General features: G+C 66.5%; 15 protein-coding genes. 1 reads left to right on the top strand and 14 read right to left on the bottom strand.

Translation table 11 applies throughout. From position 1 onward, the window contains the following. Positions 1–126 precede the first annotated feature (126 nt). Positions 127–534, top strand: coding sequence for a DciA family protein (locus IB259_RS16460; protein ID WP_082401228.1), 408 nt, complete (start codon positions 127–129; stop codon positions 532–534). 296 nt (positions 535–830) lie between these two features. On the opposite strand, the gene lpxC is transcribed toward IB259_RS16460, so the two are convergent. From lpxC to rsmH, 14 genes are all read right to left on the bottom strand, one after another. Beyond that, entirely contained in the window at positions 831–1,754 is a 924-nt protein-coding gene (gene lpxC / locus IB259_RS16455; protein ID WP_008160097.1) for a UDP-3-O-acyl-N-acetylglucosamine deacetylase, read from the bottom strand. Positions 1,755–1,994: 240 nt separating this feature from the next. Further along, positions 1,995–3,179: a cell division protein FtsZ gene (gene ftsZ / locus IB259_RS16450; RefSeq protein WP_054457598.1), complete on the bottom strand. Its 1,185-nt coding sequence runs from the start codon at positions 3,177–3,179 to the stop codon at positions 1,995–1,997. A gap of 189 nt (positions 3,180–3,368) precedes the next feature. Further along, positions 3,369–4,595: a cell division protein FtsA gene (ftsA, locus tag IB259_RS16445; protein ID WP_006217473.1), complete on the bottom strand. Its 1,227-nt coding sequence runs from the start codon at positions 4,593–4,595 to the stop codon at positions 3,369–3,371. Between the two features lie 4 nt (positions 4,596–4,599). Then, positions 4,600–5,424 (bottom strand): cell division protein FtsQ/DivIB, encoded by an 825-nt coding sequence (locus tag IB259_RS16440; protein WP_054457599.1) that lies wholly within the window; start codon positions 5,422–5,424, stop codon positions 4,600–4,602. A gap of 12 nt (positions 5,425–5,436) precedes the next feature. Further along, entirely contained in the window at positions 5,437–6,387 is a 951-nt protein-coding gene (locus IB259_RS16435) for a D-alanine--D-alanine ligase (protein ID WP_054457600.1), read from the bottom strand. Next, the gene (gene murC, locus IB259_RS16430; protein WP_054457601.1) at positions 6,384–7,790 is read right to left on the bottom strand and encodes a UDP-N-acetylmuramate--L-alanine ligase; all 1,407 of its coding nucleotides are present in this window, start codon (positions 7,788–7,790) and stop codon (positions 6,384–6,386) included. The genes IB259_RS16435 and murC overlap by 4 nt, the downstream gene beginning before the upstream one ends. Further along, entirely contained in the window at positions 7,787–8,863 is a 1,077-nt protein-coding gene (gene murG, locus IB259_RS16425; protein WP_054457602.1) for an undecaprenyldiphospho-muramoylpentapeptide beta-N-acetylglucosaminyltransferase, read from the bottom strand. The genes murC and murG overlap by 4 nt, the downstream gene beginning before the upstream one ends. Beyond that, positions 8,860–10,053, bottom strand: a complete 1,194-nt coding sequence (ftsW, locus tag IB259_RS16420; RefSeq protein WP_042796415.1) for a putative lipid II flippase FtsW — start codon at positions 10,051–10,053, stop codon at positions 8,860–8,862. Before ftsW ends, murG begins: the two co-directional genes overlap by 4 nt. Then, the gene (murD, locus tag IB259_RS16415; protein WP_175182180.1) at positions 10,050–11,582 is read right to left on the bottom strand and encodes a UDP-N-acetylmuramoyl-L-alanine--D-glutamate ligase; all 1,533 of its coding nucleotides are present in this window, start codon (positions 11,580–11,582) and stop codon (positions 10,050–10,052) included. Before murD ends, ftsW begins: the two co-directional genes overlap by 4 nt. Further along, positions 11,579–12,748, bottom strand: coding sequence for a phospho-N-acetylmuramoyl-pentapeptide-transferase (mraY, locus tag IB259_RS16410; protein ID WP_042796413.1), 1,170 nt, complete (start codon positions 12,746–12,748; stop codon positions 11,579–11,581). The genes murD and mraY overlap by 4 nt, the downstream gene beginning before the upstream one ends. After that, positions 12,738–15,593 carry a bifunctional UDP-N-acetylmuramoyl-L-alanyl-D-glutamate--2,6-diaminopimelate ligase MurE/UDP-N-acetylmuramoyl-tripeptide--D-alanyl-D-alanine ligase MurF gene (murF, locus tag IB259_RS16405; RefSeq protein ID WP_192329674.1) on the bottom strand — a complete coding sequence of 952 codons (2,856 nt, stop codon included), beginning with the start codon at positions 15,591–15,593 and terminating at the stop codon, positions 12,738–12,740. Before murF ends, mraY begins: the two co-directional genes overlap by 11 nt. Next, positions 15,590–17,320, bottom strand: coding sequence for a penicillin-binding protein 2 (locus tag IB259_RS16400; RefSeq protein ID WP_054457606.1), 1,731 nt, complete (start codon positions 17,318–17,320; stop codon positions 15,590–15,592). Before IB259_RS16400 ends, murF begins: the two co-directional genes overlap by 4 nt. Beyond that, positions 17,317–17,607: a cell division protein FtsL gene (gene ftsL, locus IB259_RS16395; protein ID WP_054457607.1), complete on the bottom strand. Its 291-nt coding sequence runs from the start codon at positions 17,605–17,607 to the stop codon at positions 17,317–17,319. Before ftsL ends, IB259_RS16400 begins: the two co-directional genes overlap by 4 nt. Next, positions 17,607–18,701 (bottom strand): 16S rRNA (cytosine(1402)-N(4))-methyltransferase RsmH, encoded by a 1,095-nt coding sequence (rsmH, locus tag IB259_RS16390; RefSeq protein ID WP_054457608.1) that lies wholly within the window; start codon positions 18,699–18,701, stop codon positions 17,607–17,609. The genes ftsL and rsmH overlap by 1 nt, the downstream gene beginning before the upstream one ends. Positions 18,702–18,708: the final 7 nt, after the last annotated feature.

The raw sequence follows: 18,708 nt of genomic DNA, 5'->3' as shown, positions 1-18,708 counted from the left end.
ATCACGATTTTCAAGGTTTGCTTCCTAATTCTTAGAGCCGGGATGAATAGACCCACTTCATACCGTCAACGTTCCAGTTCCAGCCGGCGGAAAGAAGATACCGCCCTGGGATGGCTGGGTCATGACATGCGGGGCGCCGGAGTTCTGGCGACCGCCCGCAAGCACCTGCAAATTCAGTACGCGGTGGCGGCGGTTCTGCCCGCCCCGCTGGGCGCCGTATGCCAGGTGGGCAAGCTGGAAAACCAGTGCCTCCACCTGGTGGTGCCGAGTGCCGCGCATGCGGCCAAGATGCGTCAATTGGCACCGCGCATCGCGCGGTCCCTGGCAGACCAAGGCTGGAACCTTAACGAAATCGCCGTCAAGGTACAAGCGGGTTTGCCCAAGCCCGGCGCCCGTCAACCGCGCCCTCCCAAAGAGGCGCAACCGCTGGGCAATACCGCCCTGGGCGCGTTCGAGACACTGCACGGCAACCTGCGGCCCGGTCCTCTGGCCGACGCGGTCGCCAAGCTCTTGAAGCATCACAAGAGTAGCTGAAGCCGGCAGGGTTGTCCTTGATCCGGCGCACCCGGAAACGAAGCGAAACCAAGTTCTCGGACGGATCGATACTATGGTTTGCCGCCGGTTTGCGCCTTAAGCGCTAGGGGATGACGACCGCAGCCATCCGTCGGGAACCGCACCGGGGAATTACCGCGAACGATCAGGAATCAAGCAAGAACCCCGCCGCGCAAGATGATAGCGCGGGCGCCGCGGAGCCGGCTTTGCCGGTCCGCCAGCGCCGCCCCCTCAGGGGGCCCGCGTCAGGGGGTTGGGGATGGGCCTGGCCTTGCCGCTCAGGCCAGCTTCCACTCGTGGCGGAACGCCTGCGGCGCCTCCGCCTGCGATTCGTAGGTGATCAGTTCCCAGGCATCGCGCTGCTCCAGCAGCGCGCGGGCCAGCTGGTTGTTCAGGCCGTGGCCCGACTTGCACGCGACATAGCGCGCCACCAGGGGCTTGCCCAGCAGATACAGGTCGCCGATGGCGTCCAGGATCTTGTGTTTTACAAATTCGTCGTCGTAGCGCAGACCGTCGCTGTTGAGCACGCGGTACTCGTCCATGACGATGGCGTTGTCCAGGCTGCCGCCGCGGGCCAGGCCCATGGAGCGCAAGGCCTCGACTTCGTTGACGAAACCGAAGGTGCGCGCGCGGGCGATTTCACGCACGTACGAATGCGTGGCGAAATCGATCTCGGCGAAATTGGCCGTGGAGTCGATGGCGGGGTGGCGGAAATCAATCGAAAACGCCAGCGCATAGCCTTCGTGCGGTTCCAGCCGGGCCCACTTCTCGTTGCGGCCTTCGCCTTCGCGCACTTCCACCGGCTTCAGGACGCGGATGAATTGCTTGGGCGCGTTCTGTTCGACGATGCCTGCCGAGCGCAGCAGGTAGACAAACGTGGCCGCACTGCCGTCCATGATGGGGACTTCTTCGGCAGTGAGGTCGATATGCAGGTTGTCGATGCCCAAGCCGGCCAGCGCCGACATCAGGTGTTCCACCGTCGACACGCGGACATTGCCTTGCTGCAGCACCGATGCCATGCGCGTGTCGCCCACGCCCGTGGCCTGCGCGGGCAGGTCCACGACCTGCGGCAGGTCGACGCGGTGGAAAACGATGCCCGTATTCGGTTGTGCCGGGCGCAAGGTGAGCTCGACCCGCCGTCCGGAGTGGACGCCGACGCCTGTCGTGCGGACGAGATTTTGAATGCTGCGCTGTCGGAACATGAGACTTGGGTGTTTTGAGCCAGGAAGCCGGCAAGAAGACGAGCAGATTGCCGGCGTAACTGACGTATTGTAACTCTGTCCGATCCCTGGCGCCATTTGGCGTCCGGACCGACCGATACCTCCGTCCCTTATTGAAACCGTGCAAGGGAAACACGGACCGCTCCGCCTCCGGCCTGCCTGTGGGGACAGGCAAGCCGGAGATGAGGGAGTGCGTTTAGAGCCCGAAACGGGCTCTCAAGTTCAATCCGCCTGCTTGCGCAGGAATGCCGGGATGTCGAAATGATCCATGCCCGAGCTTTCCAGAGCACGCACCTGGGCCGACGCCTGGCTGCGCGGATTGCGCATGACAGACGGCATGTCCAGGTTGCGGTAATCGCCTTGACCGCCAGCCGGCATCGCGCCCATGGGCATGTTGTCGGTGCCGGTACGCAGCACTTCAGCGGTGTTCTGCACCAGCTGCGGACGCGCTTGCGCACGGCCCAGGCCGGTCGCAACCACGGTCACGCGCAGGTTTTCACCCATGGACTCGTCATAGGCGGTGCCGAAGATCACGGTCGCGTCGTCCGAAGCGTAGCTGCGGATCGTTTCCATGATTTCGCGCGTTTCGCGCATCTTCAGCGAGCGGCTGGCGGTGATGTTGACCAGCACGCCGCGAGCGCCGTTCAGGTCCACGCCTTCCAGCAGCGGGCAAGCAATCGCGTGCTCGGCAGCCACGCGGGCGCGGTCTGCGCCCGAAGCCGATGCCGTGCCCATCATGGCCTGGCCCTGCTCGCCCATGATCGTCTTGACGTCTTCGAAGTCGACGTTGACGTTGCCTTCGACGTTGATGATTTCGGCGATGCCCGCGCAAGCGTTGTGCAGGATGTCGTCGGCCGAACGGAAGCAGTCTTCCTGCGTCGCGTCCTCGTCCATCAGTTCATAGAGGTTCTCGTTGAGCACCACGATGAGCGAATGCACGTGCTTGGCCAGTTCCGAGATACCGTCCTCGGCCATCTTCAGGCGCTTGTTGCCTTCGAAGGTGAAAGGCTTGGTGACCACGCCCACGGTCAGGATGCCCAGTTCCTTGGCGACTTCGGCCACGACCGGACCTGCGCCGGTGCCGGTGCCACCGCCCATGCCGGCGGTGATGAAGACCATGTGCGCGCCGTTCAGCGCGGCACGGATCTCCTCGCGCGCGGTCTCAGCCGACGCGCGTCCCTGCTCGGGCTTGGCGCCCGCGCCCAGGCCGGTGCGGCCCAGACGGATCTGCACCGGGGCGTTGGTCGCCGCCAGTGCCTGCGCATCGGTGTTGGCGCAGATGAAATCCACGCCGTGCACACCGCTGCGAATCATGTGCGCCACGGCATTGCCGCCCGCACCGCCCACACCAACGACCTTGATAACGGTCCCTTTGGTGTTGTTCTCAAGCATCTCAAAGTTCATCATGATGACTCCCTCACAAGTCCGATTTCGCAAATCACAAAAATTCCCCAACCAACCTATGTTTTGTGAATCGCCTCAAACTCGTCGCCGGACGGGCCCGCAACGGGTTTGAAGCGCCTCCCCTCTTCTGGCCCGGTCCGCAATACCGCTACGAACCGCACCAAGGACAGGCCCCAACCTGCCCTTTACAACTCAGTTCATGAACCATTCCTTCATGCGCGCCAGCAGGCTCTTGAAGTTGCCTGTCTGGGCGGCGACCTTGCGGCCGCGCACGCGCTGCATTCTTGCTTCCTGCAACAAGCCCATCACCGTCGAGAAGCGCGGATTGCGCATCACGTCGGCCAGGCTGCCTTCGTATTCGGGCACAGCCACGCGCACCGGCTTGAGGAACACGTCCTCCGCCAGTTCGATCATGCCGGGCAGTTGCGCCGAACCGCCGGTCAGGACCACGCCGGAAGCCAGCAGGTCCTCGTAGCCGGAGTCGCGCACGACCTGCTGCACCAGCGTGAACAGTTCTTCGACGCGCGGCTCGATCACGGCGCCCAGCGCCTGGCGCTTGACCTGGCGCGGGCCGCGGTCGCCCAGGCCGGGCACTTCCACGGATTCGTCGGGGCTGGCCAGCACCTGCTTGGCCACGCCGTAGCGCAGCTTGATTTCCTCGGCATCGGGCGTCGGCGTGCGCAGCATCGCGGCGATGTCGTTGGTGATCTGGTCGCCGGCGATGGGCAGCACGGCGGTGTGGCGGATCGCGCCGCCGGTGAAGATGGCCACGTCGGTGGTGCCGCCGCCGATGTCGACCAGCACGACGCCGAGTTCCTTTTCATCGGCGGTCAGCACGGCCAGGCTCGAGGCCAGTGGCTGCAGGATCAGGTCCTGCACTTCCAGGCCGCAGCGGCGCACGCACTTCACGATGTTCTGGGCGGCGCTGACCGCGCCGGTCACGATGTGCACGCGCACTTCCAGGCGCAGGCCGCTCATGCCGATGGGCTCGCGGATGTCTTCCTGGCCGTCGACGATGAACTCCTGCGTCAACACGTGCAGCACCTGCTGGTCGGTCGGGATGTTCACCGCCTTGGCGGTCTCGATGACGCGGGCAACGTCGGTGGCGGTGACTTCCTTGTCCTTCACGGCGACCATGCCGCTGGAATTGAAGCTGCGGATATGGCTGCCGGCAATGCCGGTGTAGACGTCGCGAATCTTGCAATCTGCCATCAGCTCGGCTTCTTCAAGCGCGCGCTGAATGGAATTCACAGTGGTCTCGATATTGACGACCACGCCCTTGCGCATGCCGCGCGATTCGTGCTGGCCGAGGCCCAGCACTTCGAATCGCCCTTCAGGCAAAATTTCAGCCACCACAGCCACCACCTTGCTGGTGCCGATATCGAGGGCGACGATAAGGTCCTTGATGTCACGGGTCATGGCGTTAGCGTTTCTTGGGAGGTTTCGGTATGGATTTGGATTTGGTTTCCGACGGCGGCAACGGGGCCAGCGCCAGGGCGAAACCATTGGGATAGCGCAAATCGGCCTGCGTCACGGTGCGCCCTTCCAGGCGCCCCGCCACGGCGGGCCACGCCTGCACAAAACGTTGAATGCGGGCCGCGAACGGCAGAGCGCCGGGCAGGCCATGCGGATCCGGCGCATCGGCGCCCGGATCGCGGCCCAGGTCCAGCGACATGCCGTTGGACAGCACCACCCGCCAGGCGTAGCGCGGACTCAGGTCCAGCTGCGTGACGTGCATGTCCAGCGGGGCGAACCAGCGCGCCAATTCGGCGTAGCGCTGCACGACCAGCGACTCGGTGCCTTCCGGACCGGAGAACTGCGGCAGAACGGTCTCGTCGTCCACCTCGCCCGTGTTGGCCGTGAACGCCTCGCCCCAGGTGTTGATCATCTGGTTCTCGTTCCACAACGCCAGGGGCTGCTGTTCCTCGATCCGCACGCGCAACACATTGGGCCAGATCCGCCGCACGGTGGCGTGCCGGACCCACGGCACCGATTCGAAGATCTCGCGCGCTTCGTCCAGGTCCACCGTGAAGAAATTGCCCTTGAAGCGGCCCGCGATCGCAGATCGCACCGCCCCCGTGGACACGTAGTGCAGCTCGGTGTCCGGCATCGATTCCAGCTCGATGGCCTGCAGCGTGAAGAACGGGCGTTGCGCCACCCACACCACACCCGCGACGAGCATGGCGCAAACCGCCAGCACGGCCAGCGTGTTGGCGATCAGGTTGGTGGTGCGAGCGTCGTTCCACACAGAGTATCCGGGTCAAGCGTTGCGGGCCGGACTGCGCACTTTGCACGCAGCCTCGGACAAGATCGCCACGCACAGATCGGCGTAGCTGATTCCCACCGCCTTGGCAGCCATGGGAACGAGTGAATGGCTGGTCATGCCAGGCGAGGTATTCATTTCAAGCAGCCACGGCCGGTTGTCGCGGTCGAGGATGAAATCGGCGCGGCCCCAGCCTTCGCAGCCCAGCGCCTGATAAGCCTTGACCGCGATCTCGGCGACTTCCGCGGCCACTTCGGGCGGCAGCGTGGCCGGGCAGAAATACTGCGTGTCGTCGGAGAAGTACTTGTGCTCGTAGTCGTAGTTGCCGCCGGGCGCGGCGATCTCGATGACGGGCAGCGCGCGCGCGGTCTTGCCGCCGCCCAGCACCGCCACGGTCAGCTCGCGACCGGTGATGAACTGCTCGGCCAGCACTTCGGCGTCGAAACGCGCGGCCGCGGCATAGGCTTCCTTCATGTCGGAATAGCCCACCACCTTGGTGATGCCGACCGTCGAGCCTTCATGCGGCGGTTTGATGATCAGCGGCAGGCTCAGGCGGTCCGGCACCAGACGCAGCTCGGTGTCGGCGTCCAGCAATTCGAAGTCGGGCGTGGGCAGGCCGTGCTGCAGCCACACGCGCTTGGTCATGGTCTTGTCCATGGCAAGCGCGGAGGCCAGCGGACCGCTGCCGGTATAGGGGATGCCCAGCAGTTCCAGGGCGCCCTGGATGGTGCCGTCTTCGCCGTAGCGGCCGTGCAAGGCAATGAACACGCGGTCAAAACCCTGGGCGGCCAGCTCGGACAGGCTGCGCTCGCCCGTGTCGAACAGGTGCGCGTCGACGCCGGCGCTGAGCAGCGCCTGGTGCACGCCCGTGCCCGACATCAAGGACACTTCGCGCTCGGCGGATCGTCCGCCGTACAACACACCGACCTTGCCGAATTGCGTGTTCATGCCAGTTCTCCAACTTGAGCGGGGACCTTGCTGATCGAACCCGCTCCCATCACTATCACCACGTCGCCATCGCGCACGAAATCCACGATGGCCTGCGGCAGTTCCGTCACGTCCTCGACGAACACCGGCTCGACCTTGCCGGCCACACGCAGGGCGCGCGACAAGGCTCGGCCATCCGCCGCCACCAGTGGCGGTTCACCTGCGGCGTAGACCTCGGTCAGCAACACCGCGTCGGCCGTGCCCAGCACGCGCACGAAATCCTCGAAGCAGTCGCGGGTACGCGTGTAGCGGTGCGGCTGGAAGGCCAGCACGATGCGGCGGTCGGGCCAGGCGCCGCGCGCGGCGGCCAGCGTCGCGGCCATTTCCACCGGGTGATGGCCGTAATCGTCGATCACCGTGAAAGTGCCGCCGCCATGACTGGCCGGCACAGGGAATTCGCCCGTCTGCGTGAAGCGGCGGCCCACGCCATGGAAGGACGACAGCGCCTCGCAGATGGCTGCATCGGCCACGCCCAGCTCGGTCGCCACGGCGATCGCGGCCAGCGCGTTGCGCACGTTGTGCAGGCCCGGCAGATTCAGTTCGACCTGCAGCGGCGGCAGCAGGGTGTCGCGATGCGTGCGCTGCACGTTGAAGCGCATGCGCGTGCCTTCCGGCTGCACTTCGTAGGCGCGCACCTGCGCCTCTTCGTTCAGGCCGTAGGTCGTGATGGGCCGCGAGACAAAAGGCATGATCTCGCGCACATTGGCGTCGTCCGAGCACAGCACCGCGCTGCCGTAGAACGGCAGGCGCTGCGTGAACTCGATGAAGGCGCTCTTCAGGCGCGCCACGTCGTGCCCGTAGGTGTCCATGTGATCGGCATCGATGTTGGTCACGATGGCCATCACCGGCAGCAGGTTCAGGAACGAGGCATCCGATTCGTCGGCTTCGACCACGATGTAGTCGCCCTGCCCCAGCCGCGCATTGGCGCCGGCCGAATTCAGGCGGCCGCCGATCACGAAGGTCGGATCCAGGTCGCCAGCGGCGAGCACGCTGGCCACCAGACTGGTCGTGGTCGTCTTGCCGTGCGTGCCGGCGACGGCAATGCCGCGCTTCAGGCGCATCAGCTCGGCCAGCATGATGGCGCGCGGCACCACCGGGATGCGGGCGGCGCGGGCGGCGATCACCTCGGGATTGTCGCCTGCCACCGCGGTGGACGTGACGATGGCGGCGGCGCCCGTGACGTTGCTGGCCACGTGGCCGATTGCGATCTTCATGCCCAGGCCGGCCAGGCGGCGCGTCACCGCCGACTCGTTCAGGTCGGAACCGCTGATGGTGTAGCCCAGGTTGAGCAGCACCTCGGCAATGCCGCTCATGCCCGAGCCGCCGATGCCTACGAAATGGATGTGTTGAATTCTGTGTTTCATGATGCGCGCCCCGCTGCTTGTTCACAGACGTCGGCGATATGGGCCGCGGCTTCGGGGCGCGCATGCGCGCGGGCCCGTTCGGCCACGGCTTGGAGTTCTTGTCGAGAGCGTTGGCCCAGCCACTGCGCCAGCCATTCGGGCGTCAGGCCGGTCTGCGGCTGCAGCCAGGCAGCCTGCGCGTCGCTCAGAAAGCGCGCGTTGGCGGTCTGGTGGTCGTCGATGGCATGCGGGAACGGCACGAACAGGGCTGCGACGCCCGCCGCGGCCACTTCGGACACCGTCATGGCGCCCGCGCGGCAGATCAGCAGATCGGCTTCGCCCATGGCGCCCGCCATGTCATCGATAAATGCGCGGCAGTCGGCTTCCACGCCCGCCTGGGCGTAGGCCTGCTGCAGCGCGGGCAAATGTTGCTCGCCGGCCTGGTGCACCACCACCGGCCGGTTTTCCTGCGGCAGGCGCGCCAGCGCCTGCGGCAAAGTCGTGTTCAGCGCCTGGGCGCCCAGGCTGCCGCCCACGACCAGCACGCGCAGCGGGCCGCTGCGGCCGGCGTAGCGCGCGGCCGGGTCCGGTAACGCGCACAGGTCCGCGCGCACCGGGTTGCCCATGGCCTCGCCCTTGGGCAGCACGCCGGGAAAGCCGCTCAGCACGCGGCGGGCCATCCTGGCCAGCCACTTGTTGGCAGTGCCGGCCACGGCATTCTGCTCATGCACCACCAGCGGCGTGCCGCGCAGCGCCGCAATGACGCCGCCCGGGAAAGCGACGTAGCCGCCCATGCCCAGCACCACGTCGGGCCGCACGTCGGACAGACGCGACCACGCTTGCCCGAATGCGCGCAGCAACAGGAACGGCAGCTTCAGCAGCGCCGAAGCACCCTTGCCGCGCACGCCCTGGAAACGCAGCGGAACCAGCTCGATGCCGCGCGGCGGCACCAGCCGGCCTTCCATCTTTTCAGGATTGCCCAGCCACAGCACACGCCAGCCGCGCTCGCGCAGCACATCAGCCACGGCCAGGCCCGGCATGATGTGTCCGCCGGTACCGCCAGCCATGATCAGAATGGTGCGAGAGGCCGTCATACCCGCCCTCCACGCATCATGACGCGGTTTTCCACGTCGACCCGGATCAGCATGGCCAGCGCGCACAGGTTCATCACGATGCCCGAACCGCCATAGCTCATCAGGGGCAGGGTCAGGCCCTTGGTGGGCAGCAGGCCCAGGCAGACGCCCATGTTGATGAAGGCCTGCACGCCGAACCACATCGCCACGCCATGCGCAACCAGGCCCGCGAAGGTGCGTTCCATGGCGATGGCCTGGCGGCCTATGTCGAAACCGCGATAGACGATGATGGCGAACAGGGTGATGACCAGCATCACGCCGGCAAAGCCCAATTCCTCGCCCACCACCGCCATCAGGAAGTCGGTGTGCGCTTCGGGCAGGTAATGGAGCTTCTCGACGCTGGCGCCCAGGCCCACGCCCAGCCATTCGCCACGACCCAGAGCGATCAGCGAATGCGACAACTGGTAGGCGCTACCGTAGGCATTGTCTTCGTTCCAGGGATCCAGATACGCGAACAGGCGCGCCCGACGCCACGGCGACAGCCAGATCAACATCAGGAAAGTGCCGACCAGCACGGCCAGCAGGCTGCTGAAGTACTTGCCGTTGATGCCGCCCAGGAACAGGATGCCGATCGCGATCGCCACGATCACCATGAAGGCGCCCAGGTCAGGCTCCAGCAGCAGCAGCATGCCGACGCCGGCCAGCGCGAACGCCATCGGCAGGAAGCCGCGGGCAAAGGCCTGCATGTGCTCTTGCTTGCGCACGGTGTAATCGGCAGCGTAGAGCAGCGCAGCCAGCTTCATCAGTTCGGAGGGCTGGAAGTTCAGCGGACCCAGCGGGATCCAGCGGTGCGCGCCGTTGACCTCGCGGCCGATGCCGGGGATCAGCACCGCCACCAGCAGCACCATCGCCACCACGAACAGCGGCACCGCCAGGCGTTGCCACACGCGGATCGGCACCGCCAGCACCACCGCCGCGCCCACCAGGCCGGCGCTGATGAACAGGCCGTGGCGGATCACGAAGTAGTAGCGGCCATATGAGGCATAGCGCGGGCCGTCGGCCAGCGCGATCGACGCCGAATACACCATCAGCAGGCCGAGCAGCAGCAAGGTCGACGCCGCGATGACCAGCGGCAGATCGAAATTGCGCATGCGGGTACGGCCGGGCCGTACGGCGTTGACGCTGGCGGTGAGATCGGCGATCAGGCTCATGCGATCTCTCCACGGTCGCGGGCCAGGTCTTCGACCTCTTCCACGAACACCTGTCCGCGGTGCGGATAGTTGCGGAACATGTCCAGGCTGGCGCAAGCGGGCGACAGCAGCACGGCATCGCCCGGCTGGGCCAATTCAGCGGCGCCGCGCACGGCGTCGCGCAGGGTTTCAACCGTCACGCACTGCACGCCGGTCGACGCCAGCACGCGGCCGATCTCGGGGCCGTCCTGGCCGATCAGCATCACGGCACGCGCATGCTGCGCCACCACGGGAATCAGCGGCGAGAAATCCTGGCCCTTGCCCTGGCCGCCGGCGATCAGCACGACTTGCTGGCCCAGGCCTTCCAGCGCGGCCACAGTGGCGCCCACGTTGGTGCCCTTGCTGTCATTGATGTAGTCGACGCCGCCGATCGTGCGCACGAAGGCCGCGCGGTGCGGTTCGCCCGTGTACTCGCGCAAGGCGCGCAGCATCGGCCCCCAGCCCAGGTCCAGGCAGCGCGCCAACTGCAACGCGGCCAGCGCGTTCAAGGCATTGTGGATGCCGCGGATACGCAAGGCGTCCACCGGCATCAGGCGGCTCATGCGGCCCTTGGCGCGCGTCGGCTCGGGCGCGTCCTTCTTGCGGCGCACCGGCGGCGCGGGTTCATCGAAATCGTTGGGTTCGCAGGCCACCAGCCAGGCCACGCCCTGGCCCAGCTCCAGGCCCATGTCGCCGACCAGCTCCGGCACGTCACGGCCGAAGCTGCGCACGTTCAGCGCGTTCAGCGTGGCGACCATGTCCACGGTGTACGGATCGTCGCGGTTGACGATGGCCACGCGGGCCATCTTCAGCAGGCGGGCCTTGGCCTGCGCGTAGGCTTCCATGCCGCCGTGCCAGTCCAGGTGATCCTGGGTGACGTTCAGCACCACGGCCGCGTCGGCCATCAGCGAGCGCGTGGTTTCCAGCTGGAAGCTGGACAGCTCCAGCACCCAGACCTGCGGCAGCGATTCGGCGTCCAGCGCTTCCATCAGCGCGGCCAGCGCCGCGGGGCTGATATTGCCCGCCGCCACCGCCGACAGGCCGCTGGCCTCGACCAGTTGGCGCGTCAGCGCGGTGACGGTGGTCTTGCCGTTGGTGCCGGTCACGGTCAACAGGCGCGGCCGGTACTCGCGCGTCTCGGCCAGATCGGCCAAAGCGCGCGCAAACAATTCGATCTCGCCGACGACCTCGATGCCGCGGGCCTCGGCCTCGCGCAGCAACTCGGCCGCTGGCGCCTGGGAGGGCGCCAAGCCGGGGCTCAGCACGACCTGATGCACGCCGTCCAGCAGCGCCGTGTCGAAGGACTCGTCGCAGCCCAGGCGGTACTCCACTTCGCTTTGCGCCAGTGATTCGCGCAGCGCGGCCAGCCCGCCCGGTTCGGCGCGCGTGTCGGCCACGCGCAGGCGGGCACCCAGGCGGGCGCACCAGCGAGCGGCGGCGACACCCGTCTCGCCCAATCCGAGGATCAGGACGAGCGGCGCGTCTGCGCGGGAGGTTTCCATCGTATTCATCGCAACTTCAGGGTAGAGAGGCCAATCAGCACCAGCATCATGCTGATGATCCAGAAACGCACGACCACCTGGGTTTCTTTCCAGCCGCCCACTTCAAAGTGATGATGCAACGGGGCCATGCGGAAAATGCGTCTACCTGTTCCATAACGTCGCTTCGTGTACTTGAACCAAGTCACTTGCATCATCACGGAAAGGGTCTCGACCACGAACACGCCGCCCATGATGAAGAGCACGATTTCCTGGCGCACGATGACCGCGATGGTGCCCAGCGCGCCTCCCAAGGCAAGCGCGCCGACGTCGCCCATGAAAACCTGGGCCGGATACGCGTTGAACCATAAAAATGCCAGCCCGGCGCCGCCAATCGCGGCGCACAGCACCATCAATTCCGCCGCTCCCGGGATGTAGGGGAACAGCAGGTACTTGGAATAGTCCACGCGGCCGACCACGTAGGCGAAGATACCCAGTGCGCTGCCCACCATGACGGTAGGCATGATGGCCAGGCCGTCCAGGCCGTCGGTCAGGTTCACGGCATTGCTGGTGCCGACGATGACCGCCCAGGTCAGCGCCACGAAACCGAGCACGCCCAGCGGATAGCTCACGCTCTTGAAGAAAGGCACGATCAAGTCGGCGCGCGTCGGCAAGGACATCGTGAAACCGCTGCCCACCCAGGCCTTGAACAAGGGCCACAGTTCGGTATTGGCCGGCGCCGACACGGCAAACGCCAGATACACCGCGGCCACCATCCCGATGGTGGCCTGCCAGAAGAACTTCTGCCGCGCGGGCATGCCTTCCGGATCGCGATAGACCACCTTGCGATAGTCGTCCATCCAGCCGATCCAGCCGAAGCCGAAGGTCACCAGCAACACCACCCACACGAAGCGGTTGGTCCAGTCCGCCCACAGCAGCGTGCTGATGGCGATGGAAATGAGGATGAGCACACCGCCCATGGTGGGGGTGCCGGTCTTGACCAGATGGGTTTCCGGACCGTAGGAGCGCACGGCCTGGCCGATCTTCATCTCGGTCAGTTTGCGAATCACGCGCGGACCCGCCACCAGGCCAATCAACAGCGCGGTCGCGCATGCCAGAACAGCGCGCAGGGTGATGTATTCGAACACCCCCAGTGCGCGCACATCGTCAGACAGCATGCGGGCGATTTCAAGCAGCATTCTGCTCTCCCTGCCCCTTGGCCGTCACACCTTCATTCGTAGAAAAAGCCGTCACTACCCGCTCCATGCGCATAAAGCGCGATCCCTTTACCAATACGCAGGACGCGCGCAAGCCGCGCATTGCGGCAACCACTTCGTCTACCGATGCGCAGGCGTGTGCGCCCACTCCGAATGCGGCCGCGGCCGCCCGGCTGGCTTCGCCTAGCGTGATGAGCGCGTCGAGCCCTTGCTCACGCGCGTAATTGCCCACCTCGACATGCATGGCGGGGCCGTTGTCCCCGACCTCGCCCATGTCGCCCAGCACCAGGACGCGCTTGCCGGCCATGCGGGCCAGCACGTCCACGGCTACGCGAACCGAGTCGGGGTTGGCATTGTAAGTGTCATCAATGAGCAACGTTCCGTCACTCATACTCTTGTGCTGCATGCGACCCGCGACCGGGCTGAAACCTGCCAGGGCGCGCACCGCGCCATCCAGCGGCGCCCCCGCCGCGATCGCGCTGGCAATGGCGGCCAGCGCATTGCGCAGGTTGTGCAGGCCCGGCACCGGCAGCGCCAGGTCGGCGACGCCCACCGGCGTCACCACACGGCAGCGGGTGGCGTTTACGTCAGCCAGGATCTGCTCGGCATACACGTCCAGGCCGGGCTGCAGGCCGAAACGCAACACGCGGCGCGGCTCGGCCAGGGCATCCCAGATCGCCGAATACGGTTCGTCGCCGGGATATACGGCGACGCCATCCTCGGGCAGCGCCGCGATGGCGGCGCCGTTCTCGTGCGCCACCGCTTCCACGCTATGCATGAATTCCTGGTGTTCGCGCTGAGCGTTGGTGACCAGCGCCACCGAGGGCGCCGCGATCGCGGCCAGTTGCGCGATCTCGCCGGGGTGGTTCATGCCCAGTTCGAATACGGCCGCGCGGTGCTCCGGCCGCAGGCGCAGCAGAGTCAGCGGCACGCCGATGTCGTTGTTCAGGTTGCCCGCGGTCGCCAGGCGGCCCGCTTCACCCTGCCACTCGGCCAGCATCGCCGAGATCATTTCCTTGGTCGTGGTCTTGCCGTTGCTGCCGGTCACCGCCACCACGGGCAGCGTGAACCGCGCGCGCCACGCGGCGCCGATGCGCATCAACGCGACGCGGGTGTCGCCCAGCACCAGCTGCGGCAGCTTGGCGTCGGGTACGACGTGCGCCACCACGGCCGCGCACGCACCGCGCGCTTCGGCTTGATCCAGATAGTTATGGGCGTCGAAGTTCTCGCCCACCAGCGCCACGAACAATTCGCCTTCGCCGATACGGCGGGTGTCGGTCGACACACCCTTGACCTGCGGCAGCAGCAGCGCCAGCCGCGCCCATTCCCGGTCATCGAAAGGCAGCTTCTCGCCCCCGATGTCCTGGTAGGTTTCATGGCCCTTGCCGGCCAGCAGCACCACATCGTCGGGCGTCGCGGCCCAGATGGTCTGCATGATGGCGCGCGCGCGGTCCACTTGCACGTCGGGCTTCACGCTGTCGGGGATGCCCGTCAGGATCTGTTCGACGATGGCTTCAGGCGACTCGGTGCGCGGGTTGTCGCTGGACACGACCACATGGTCGGCCAGGTCCGCCGCGATGCGGCCCATCACGGGACGCTTGCCCGGATCCCGCTCGCCGCCGCAGCCGAACACGCAGATCAAGCGGCCCGATCGCGCGGTCGCAACGGCGCGCAAGGCGGTCAGCGCCCGCGACAACGCATCCGGGGTATGGGCATAGTCCACCACCACCAGCGGGCCGCGGCCCGTGCTGGCCTGGGTGCTGTGCGCCACCGGCTCGACGGTTTGCAGACGGCCGTCGACGGGGTCCGTCGCGGCCAGTTCGCGCGCGATCTGCGCAAACGGCAGGCCCAACTGATACAGCACGCCCGCTACCAGCAGCAGGTTCGATACATTGTGCGCGCCCAGCAGGCGCGTCACGATCTGGGCTTCGCCATGCGGCGACACCAGCGTGAAGATCTGACCCTGCGCGGTGGCCTGGAGATCGCGCGCGCGCATGGCGGCGGGAATGTCCTGCGCTTCGCTCAGGCTGTAGCCCATTGCCATGCCTGCCGGCAGATCGGCAATCAGGCGGCGGCCGGCTTCGTCGTCGGCATTGATCACGGCGGCGGTCAGGCCCGGCCAGCGGAACAGGCGCGCCTTGGCGGCTTCGTACCGTTCCATCGTGCCGTGGTAATCGAGGTGATCGCGCGTCAGGTTGGTGAAGGCGGCCAACGCAACGCGCACGCCATCCATCCGGCCCTGCTCGATGCCGATGGAAGACGCTTCCATGGCCACGGCCTTGGCGCCGGCGTCGCGCATGGCGGCCAGCGTACGGTGCACGGTCAAGACGTCCGGCGTCGTCAGGTCGCCGCCCAGCGTCTGGCCGTCGGGCAGCACGGCGCCCAGGGTGCCGATGGTGCCGCAGGGCTTGTCATTGCGGCTCAGCGCGTGCGCAATCCATTGCACCGACGACGTCTTGCCGTTGGTGCCAGTTACCGCCACCACCGCCAGCTCGGCCGAGGGCCGGCCGTACCAGGTGTCGGCCAACTCGCCCAGCAGGGCGCGCAGGCCAGTCACCGGCAGCATCGCGGCCTGGTCCGCCACGGCCGCGACGGCATCGTTGGCGGGGGCTTCGAACAACACCGCGCTGGCGCCCAGCGCCAACGCCTTCTCTATATAGAGACGTCCGTCGCTGGACAGGCCCGGGCAGGCGACGAACACATCGCCCGGCTCGATATCGCGGGAGTCCAGTTTGAGGTGCGCGGTCAACGACACGCGCGAATGCAACCACGCCACGGTTTCGGCAACCGTGGCGACAGGGTTGGAGAGGAAGCCTTTGGCGCTCATCTGCCTGGCTCCTTGAGACCAGCAACAATTGTGGATTCGAAGGGCGCGTCCGGGCGCACCCCCATCAGCCGCAAACTCCCCCCCACGATCTGGGAGAACACGGGCGCGGCGATGGCGCCGCCGTAATAGCCGCCGATCGTCGGCTCGTCGATGGACACGGCCACGACGATCTTCGGATCGGACACCGGAGCGAAGCCCACGTAGGAGCTCCGATAGCGCTGCATGCTGTATTTGCCGTCGACGATCTTGCGCGCCGTGCCGCTCTTGCCGGCGACGCGGTAGCCCTGCACCTGGGCAGCCTTGGTGCCTTCGGGGCCGGCAGCCGCTTCCAGCATGCCGCGCACCATTTCAGTCGTCTTGGGCGTGTAGATCTTGACGCTGGTGGGATCGCTGTCGCGCTTGACCAGGGTCAGCGACACCATGTCGCCGTTGCGGGCGAAAACGGTATAGGCGCGCGCCACCTGCAGCAGCGACACCGACAGGCCGTAGCCGTAGGCCATGGTGGCCTTTTCGATCAGGCGCCAACGGTCCCAGGGACGCAGGCGTCCGGGCGCCGCGCCGGGAAATCCCACCTGGGGCGCCTGGCCCAGGCCAAGTTCGGTAAAACGGTCCCACATTTCGCGGGATTCCAGCTTCTCGGAGATCATCGTCATGCCGATGTTGCTGGACTTGCGCAGCACGCCGGCCACGTCCAGCGTGCCGTTGCGGCTCACATCGCTGATCGTGCTGCCCTGATACTGGAATCGGCCGTTGCCGGTTTCGAACAGGGTCTTGGTGCTGATGCGACCCAGGTCCAGCGCCAACGCGGCGGTGAACGGCTTCATGATCGAGCCCGGCTCGAAGGTGTCGGTGATGGCCTGGTTGCGCAGCTTGGAACCGTGGAAGGTCTCGCGCTTGTTCGGATCGAAGGTCGGCACGTTGGCCAGGGCCAGGATTTCGCCCGTATGCACGTCCACGACCACGGCGGTCGCGCCCTTGGCCTGGTGCTTGTCCATGGCGTCCTTCAACGCCTTGAACACCAGATACTGCAGACGCGTGTCGATCGACAGGCGCAGGTCGCGGCCATCCACCGGCAGGGTCACGGCCTGCACATCTTCGATCACGCGGCCGAGCCGGTCCTTGATGACGCGGCGGCTGCCGGGACGGCCGGACAACTGCTGGTTGAACGTCAGCTCGACGCCCTCCTGCCCCTGATCCTCGACGCTATTGAAGCCCACCACGTGAGCCATCACGTCGCCGTCCGGGTAGTAGCGGCGGGTCTCGGGCTGTTGATGCACGCCCGGCATGCCCAGTTGCTTGATCTTGTCGGCCACATCCATGGAGACCTGGCGCTTCAGGTAGACGAAGTTCTTGTCTTCGTCGACCAGGCGGTGACGCAGGTCAGCCGGCGGCGTTTCCAGCAGCTTCGCCAGCGTGTCCATCTGCGCCGGGGTAGCCTGCTTGGCGTCTTCCGGAATCGCCCAGATGGCGCGCGCCGGCACGCTGGAGGCCAGCACCGCGCCGTTGCGATCCATGATCTTGCCGCGCGTCGCGGCCAGGGTCAGCGTGCGCTCATAGCGCCGCTCGCCCTGCTGCTGCAGGAATTCGGTGGACAGCCCCTGCAGGAACAGAGCGCGGCCGGCCAGCACGGTGAACCCGCCGAACAGCAGGATCAGCACCAGGCGCGCGCGCCAGGTGGGCAATTGCCCGCGCAGCACGGGGTTATCGAAGAAAGGGACGCGTTTCATTGCGCGCCTCCGGTGGCGGAAGCGGGCGGCTGGTTCAAGTACAGCGTGCGATCCGGAACGATGGAGATCATCTTCAGGCCATCGCGCGCGATGGCGTCGACCCGCGCGTTGCGGGCCAGTTCGGCGCGGTCCAGCTGCAGGCGCCGCCAGTTGGTTTCGAGGTCGCGAGCCTGCGCCTGATCACGTCCCAGCTCGATGAAGAGCTGGCGCGACTGATACCGGCTGGTGACCAGGGAAATGGCCGACAGCATCAGCAAAGCCGCAACGATCAGGTTGACGCGACCCATTAGCGGCGCCCTCCCTTGCCGCGACGCGGCGGGGGTGCCAGGTCGCTGCCCGGCAGCGAACCGATCTTCACGAACGCGAAGCCGCCCTCGGCGGGCAGCGGCGTCTCGGTACGTTCGGCTACGCGCAAGACGGCGGAACGGGCGCGGGCGTTGGCCGAGACTTCGTCGTCTTCGGCCAGCACGCGGCCCAGGGAGCGCAGGACCGGCTGGGGCATTTCGCTTTCGCGCAGGGGCAGGCGCGCATGCGCGGCGGCCGGACGAGCCGCCGCCGCGATGCACTGCTTGACCATGCGGTCTTCAAGCGAATGAAAGCTGATCACCGCCAACCTCCCTCCCGGGGCGAGCAGGTCTAGAGCTGCCGCGAGGGTGCGCGCGAGCTCTTCGAGTTCCCGATTGATGTAAATCCGTAGAGCTTGAAAGGTGCGTGTGGCCGGATGTTGCCCCTTTTCGCGCGTGCGGACGGCGCTGGCGACGCACTCGGCAAGCTCGAGCGTGGTGCGCAGCGGCCTTGTTGCGCGGCGAGCAGCAATCGCCTTTGCAACCTGAAAAGCAAACCGTTCTTCGCCATAATCCGCTATGACCTCCCGCATCTCATCCACACTGGCTTGCGCCAGCCAATCCGCCACCGTGGGACCACGAGTGGTGTCCATCCGCATATCGAGCGGGCCGTCTCGCATGAACGAGAAACCACGCTCAGCGTCATCGATCTGAGGCGAGGAAACGCCCAGATCCAGCATCACGCCATCGACCTTGCCGATGCCGAGCTGCTCCAATTCTTCGGCCATGGTGGCAAAGCCGCCATGCACCACGGTGACCCTCGGGTCCGCTGCCGCCAGTTGCCTGGCTACGGCGATCGCCTCCGGATCCTTGTCGAACACCACCAGCCTGGCGCTCGGGCCCAGACGGCCAAGCAGTTCGCGGCTGTGCCCGCCACGCCCGAAGGTGCCGTCGACGAAGACGCCGCCTTCCGCCCGCGTAGCCGCAGCCGGCCCGGCCTGCTGATGCGACCGTGCCGCACCCTTGCCGCCGAAGTCAGGCAGCAATAGCGCGTCCACCGTCGGCTCCAGCAGAACGGGCCGATGTTCGAATTCCATAACTTTT

This window comes from Achromobacter sp. ACM04 (genome assembly GCF_014851465.1).
GTDB classification, from domain to species: Bacteria; Pseudomonadota; Gammaproteobacteria; order Burkholderiales; family Burkholderiaceae_B; genus Achromobacter; species Achromobacter aegrifaciens.
The sequence above is the reverse complement of the archived record's forward strand: the minus strand, read 5'-3'. Positions and strand labels throughout refer to the sequence as shown.

What these genes read in the sequence shown, in the direction of transcription:
- IB259_RS16400 (WP_054457606.1), bottom strand. Translation starts at nt 17,320, where the DNA reads ATGAAACGCGTCCCTTTCTTCGATAACCCCGTGCTGCGCGGGCAATTG.
- ftsZ (WP_054457598.1), bottom strand. Translation starts at nt 3,179, where the DNA reads ATGATGAACTTTGAGATGCTTGAGAACAACACCAAAGGGACCGTTATC.
- IB259_RS16460 (WP_082401228.1), top strand. Translation starts at nt 127, where the DNA reads ATGCGGGGCGCCGGAGTTCTGGCGACCGCCCGCAAGCACCTGCAAATT.
- murF (WP_192329674.1), bottom strand. Translation starts at nt 15,593, where the DNA reads ATGAGCGCCAAAGGCTTCCTCTCCAACCCTGTCGCCACGGTTGCCGAA.
- ftsA (WP_006217473.1), bottom strand. Translation starts at nt 4,595, where the DNA reads ATGACCCGTGACATCAAGGACCTTATCGTCGCCCTCGATATCGGCACC.
- ftsL (WP_054457607.1), bottom strand. Translation starts at nt 17,607, where the DNA reads ATGGGTCGCGTCAACCTGATCGTTGCGGCTTTGCTGATGCTGTCGGCC.
- murG (WP_054457602.1), bottom strand. Translation starts at nt 8,863, where the DNA reads ATGACGGCCTCTCGCACCATTCTGATCATGGCTGGCGGTACCGGCGGA.
- IB259_RS16435 (WP_054457600.1), bottom strand. Translation starts at nt 6,387, where the DNA reads ATGAACACGCAATTCGGCAAGGTCGGTGTGTTGTACGGCGGACGATCC.
- mraY (WP_042796413.1), bottom strand. Translation starts at nt 12,748, where the DNA reads ATGCTGCTTGAAATCGCCCGCATGCTGTCTGACGATGTGCGCGCACTG.
- murD (WP_175182180.1), bottom strand. Translation starts at nt 11,582, where the DNA reads ATGAATACGATGGAAACCTCCCGCGCAGACGCGCCGCTCGTCCTGATC.
- rsmH (WP_054457608.1), bottom strand. Translation starts at nt 18,701, where the DNA reads ATGGAATTCGAACATCGGCCCGTTCTGCTGGAGCCGACGGTGGACGCG.
- murC (WP_054457601.1), bottom strand. Translation starts at nt 7,790, where the DNA reads ATGAAACACAGAATTCAACACATCCATTTCGTAGGCATCGGCGGCTCG.
- lpxC (WP_008160097.1), bottom strand. Translation starts at nt 1,754, where the DNA reads ATGTTCCGACAGCGCAGCATTCAAAATCTCGTCCGCACGACAGGCGTC.
- ftsW (WP_042796415.1), bottom strand. Translation starts at nt 10,053, where the DNA reads ATGAGCCTGATCGCCGATCTCACCGCCAGCGTCAACGCCGTACGGCCC.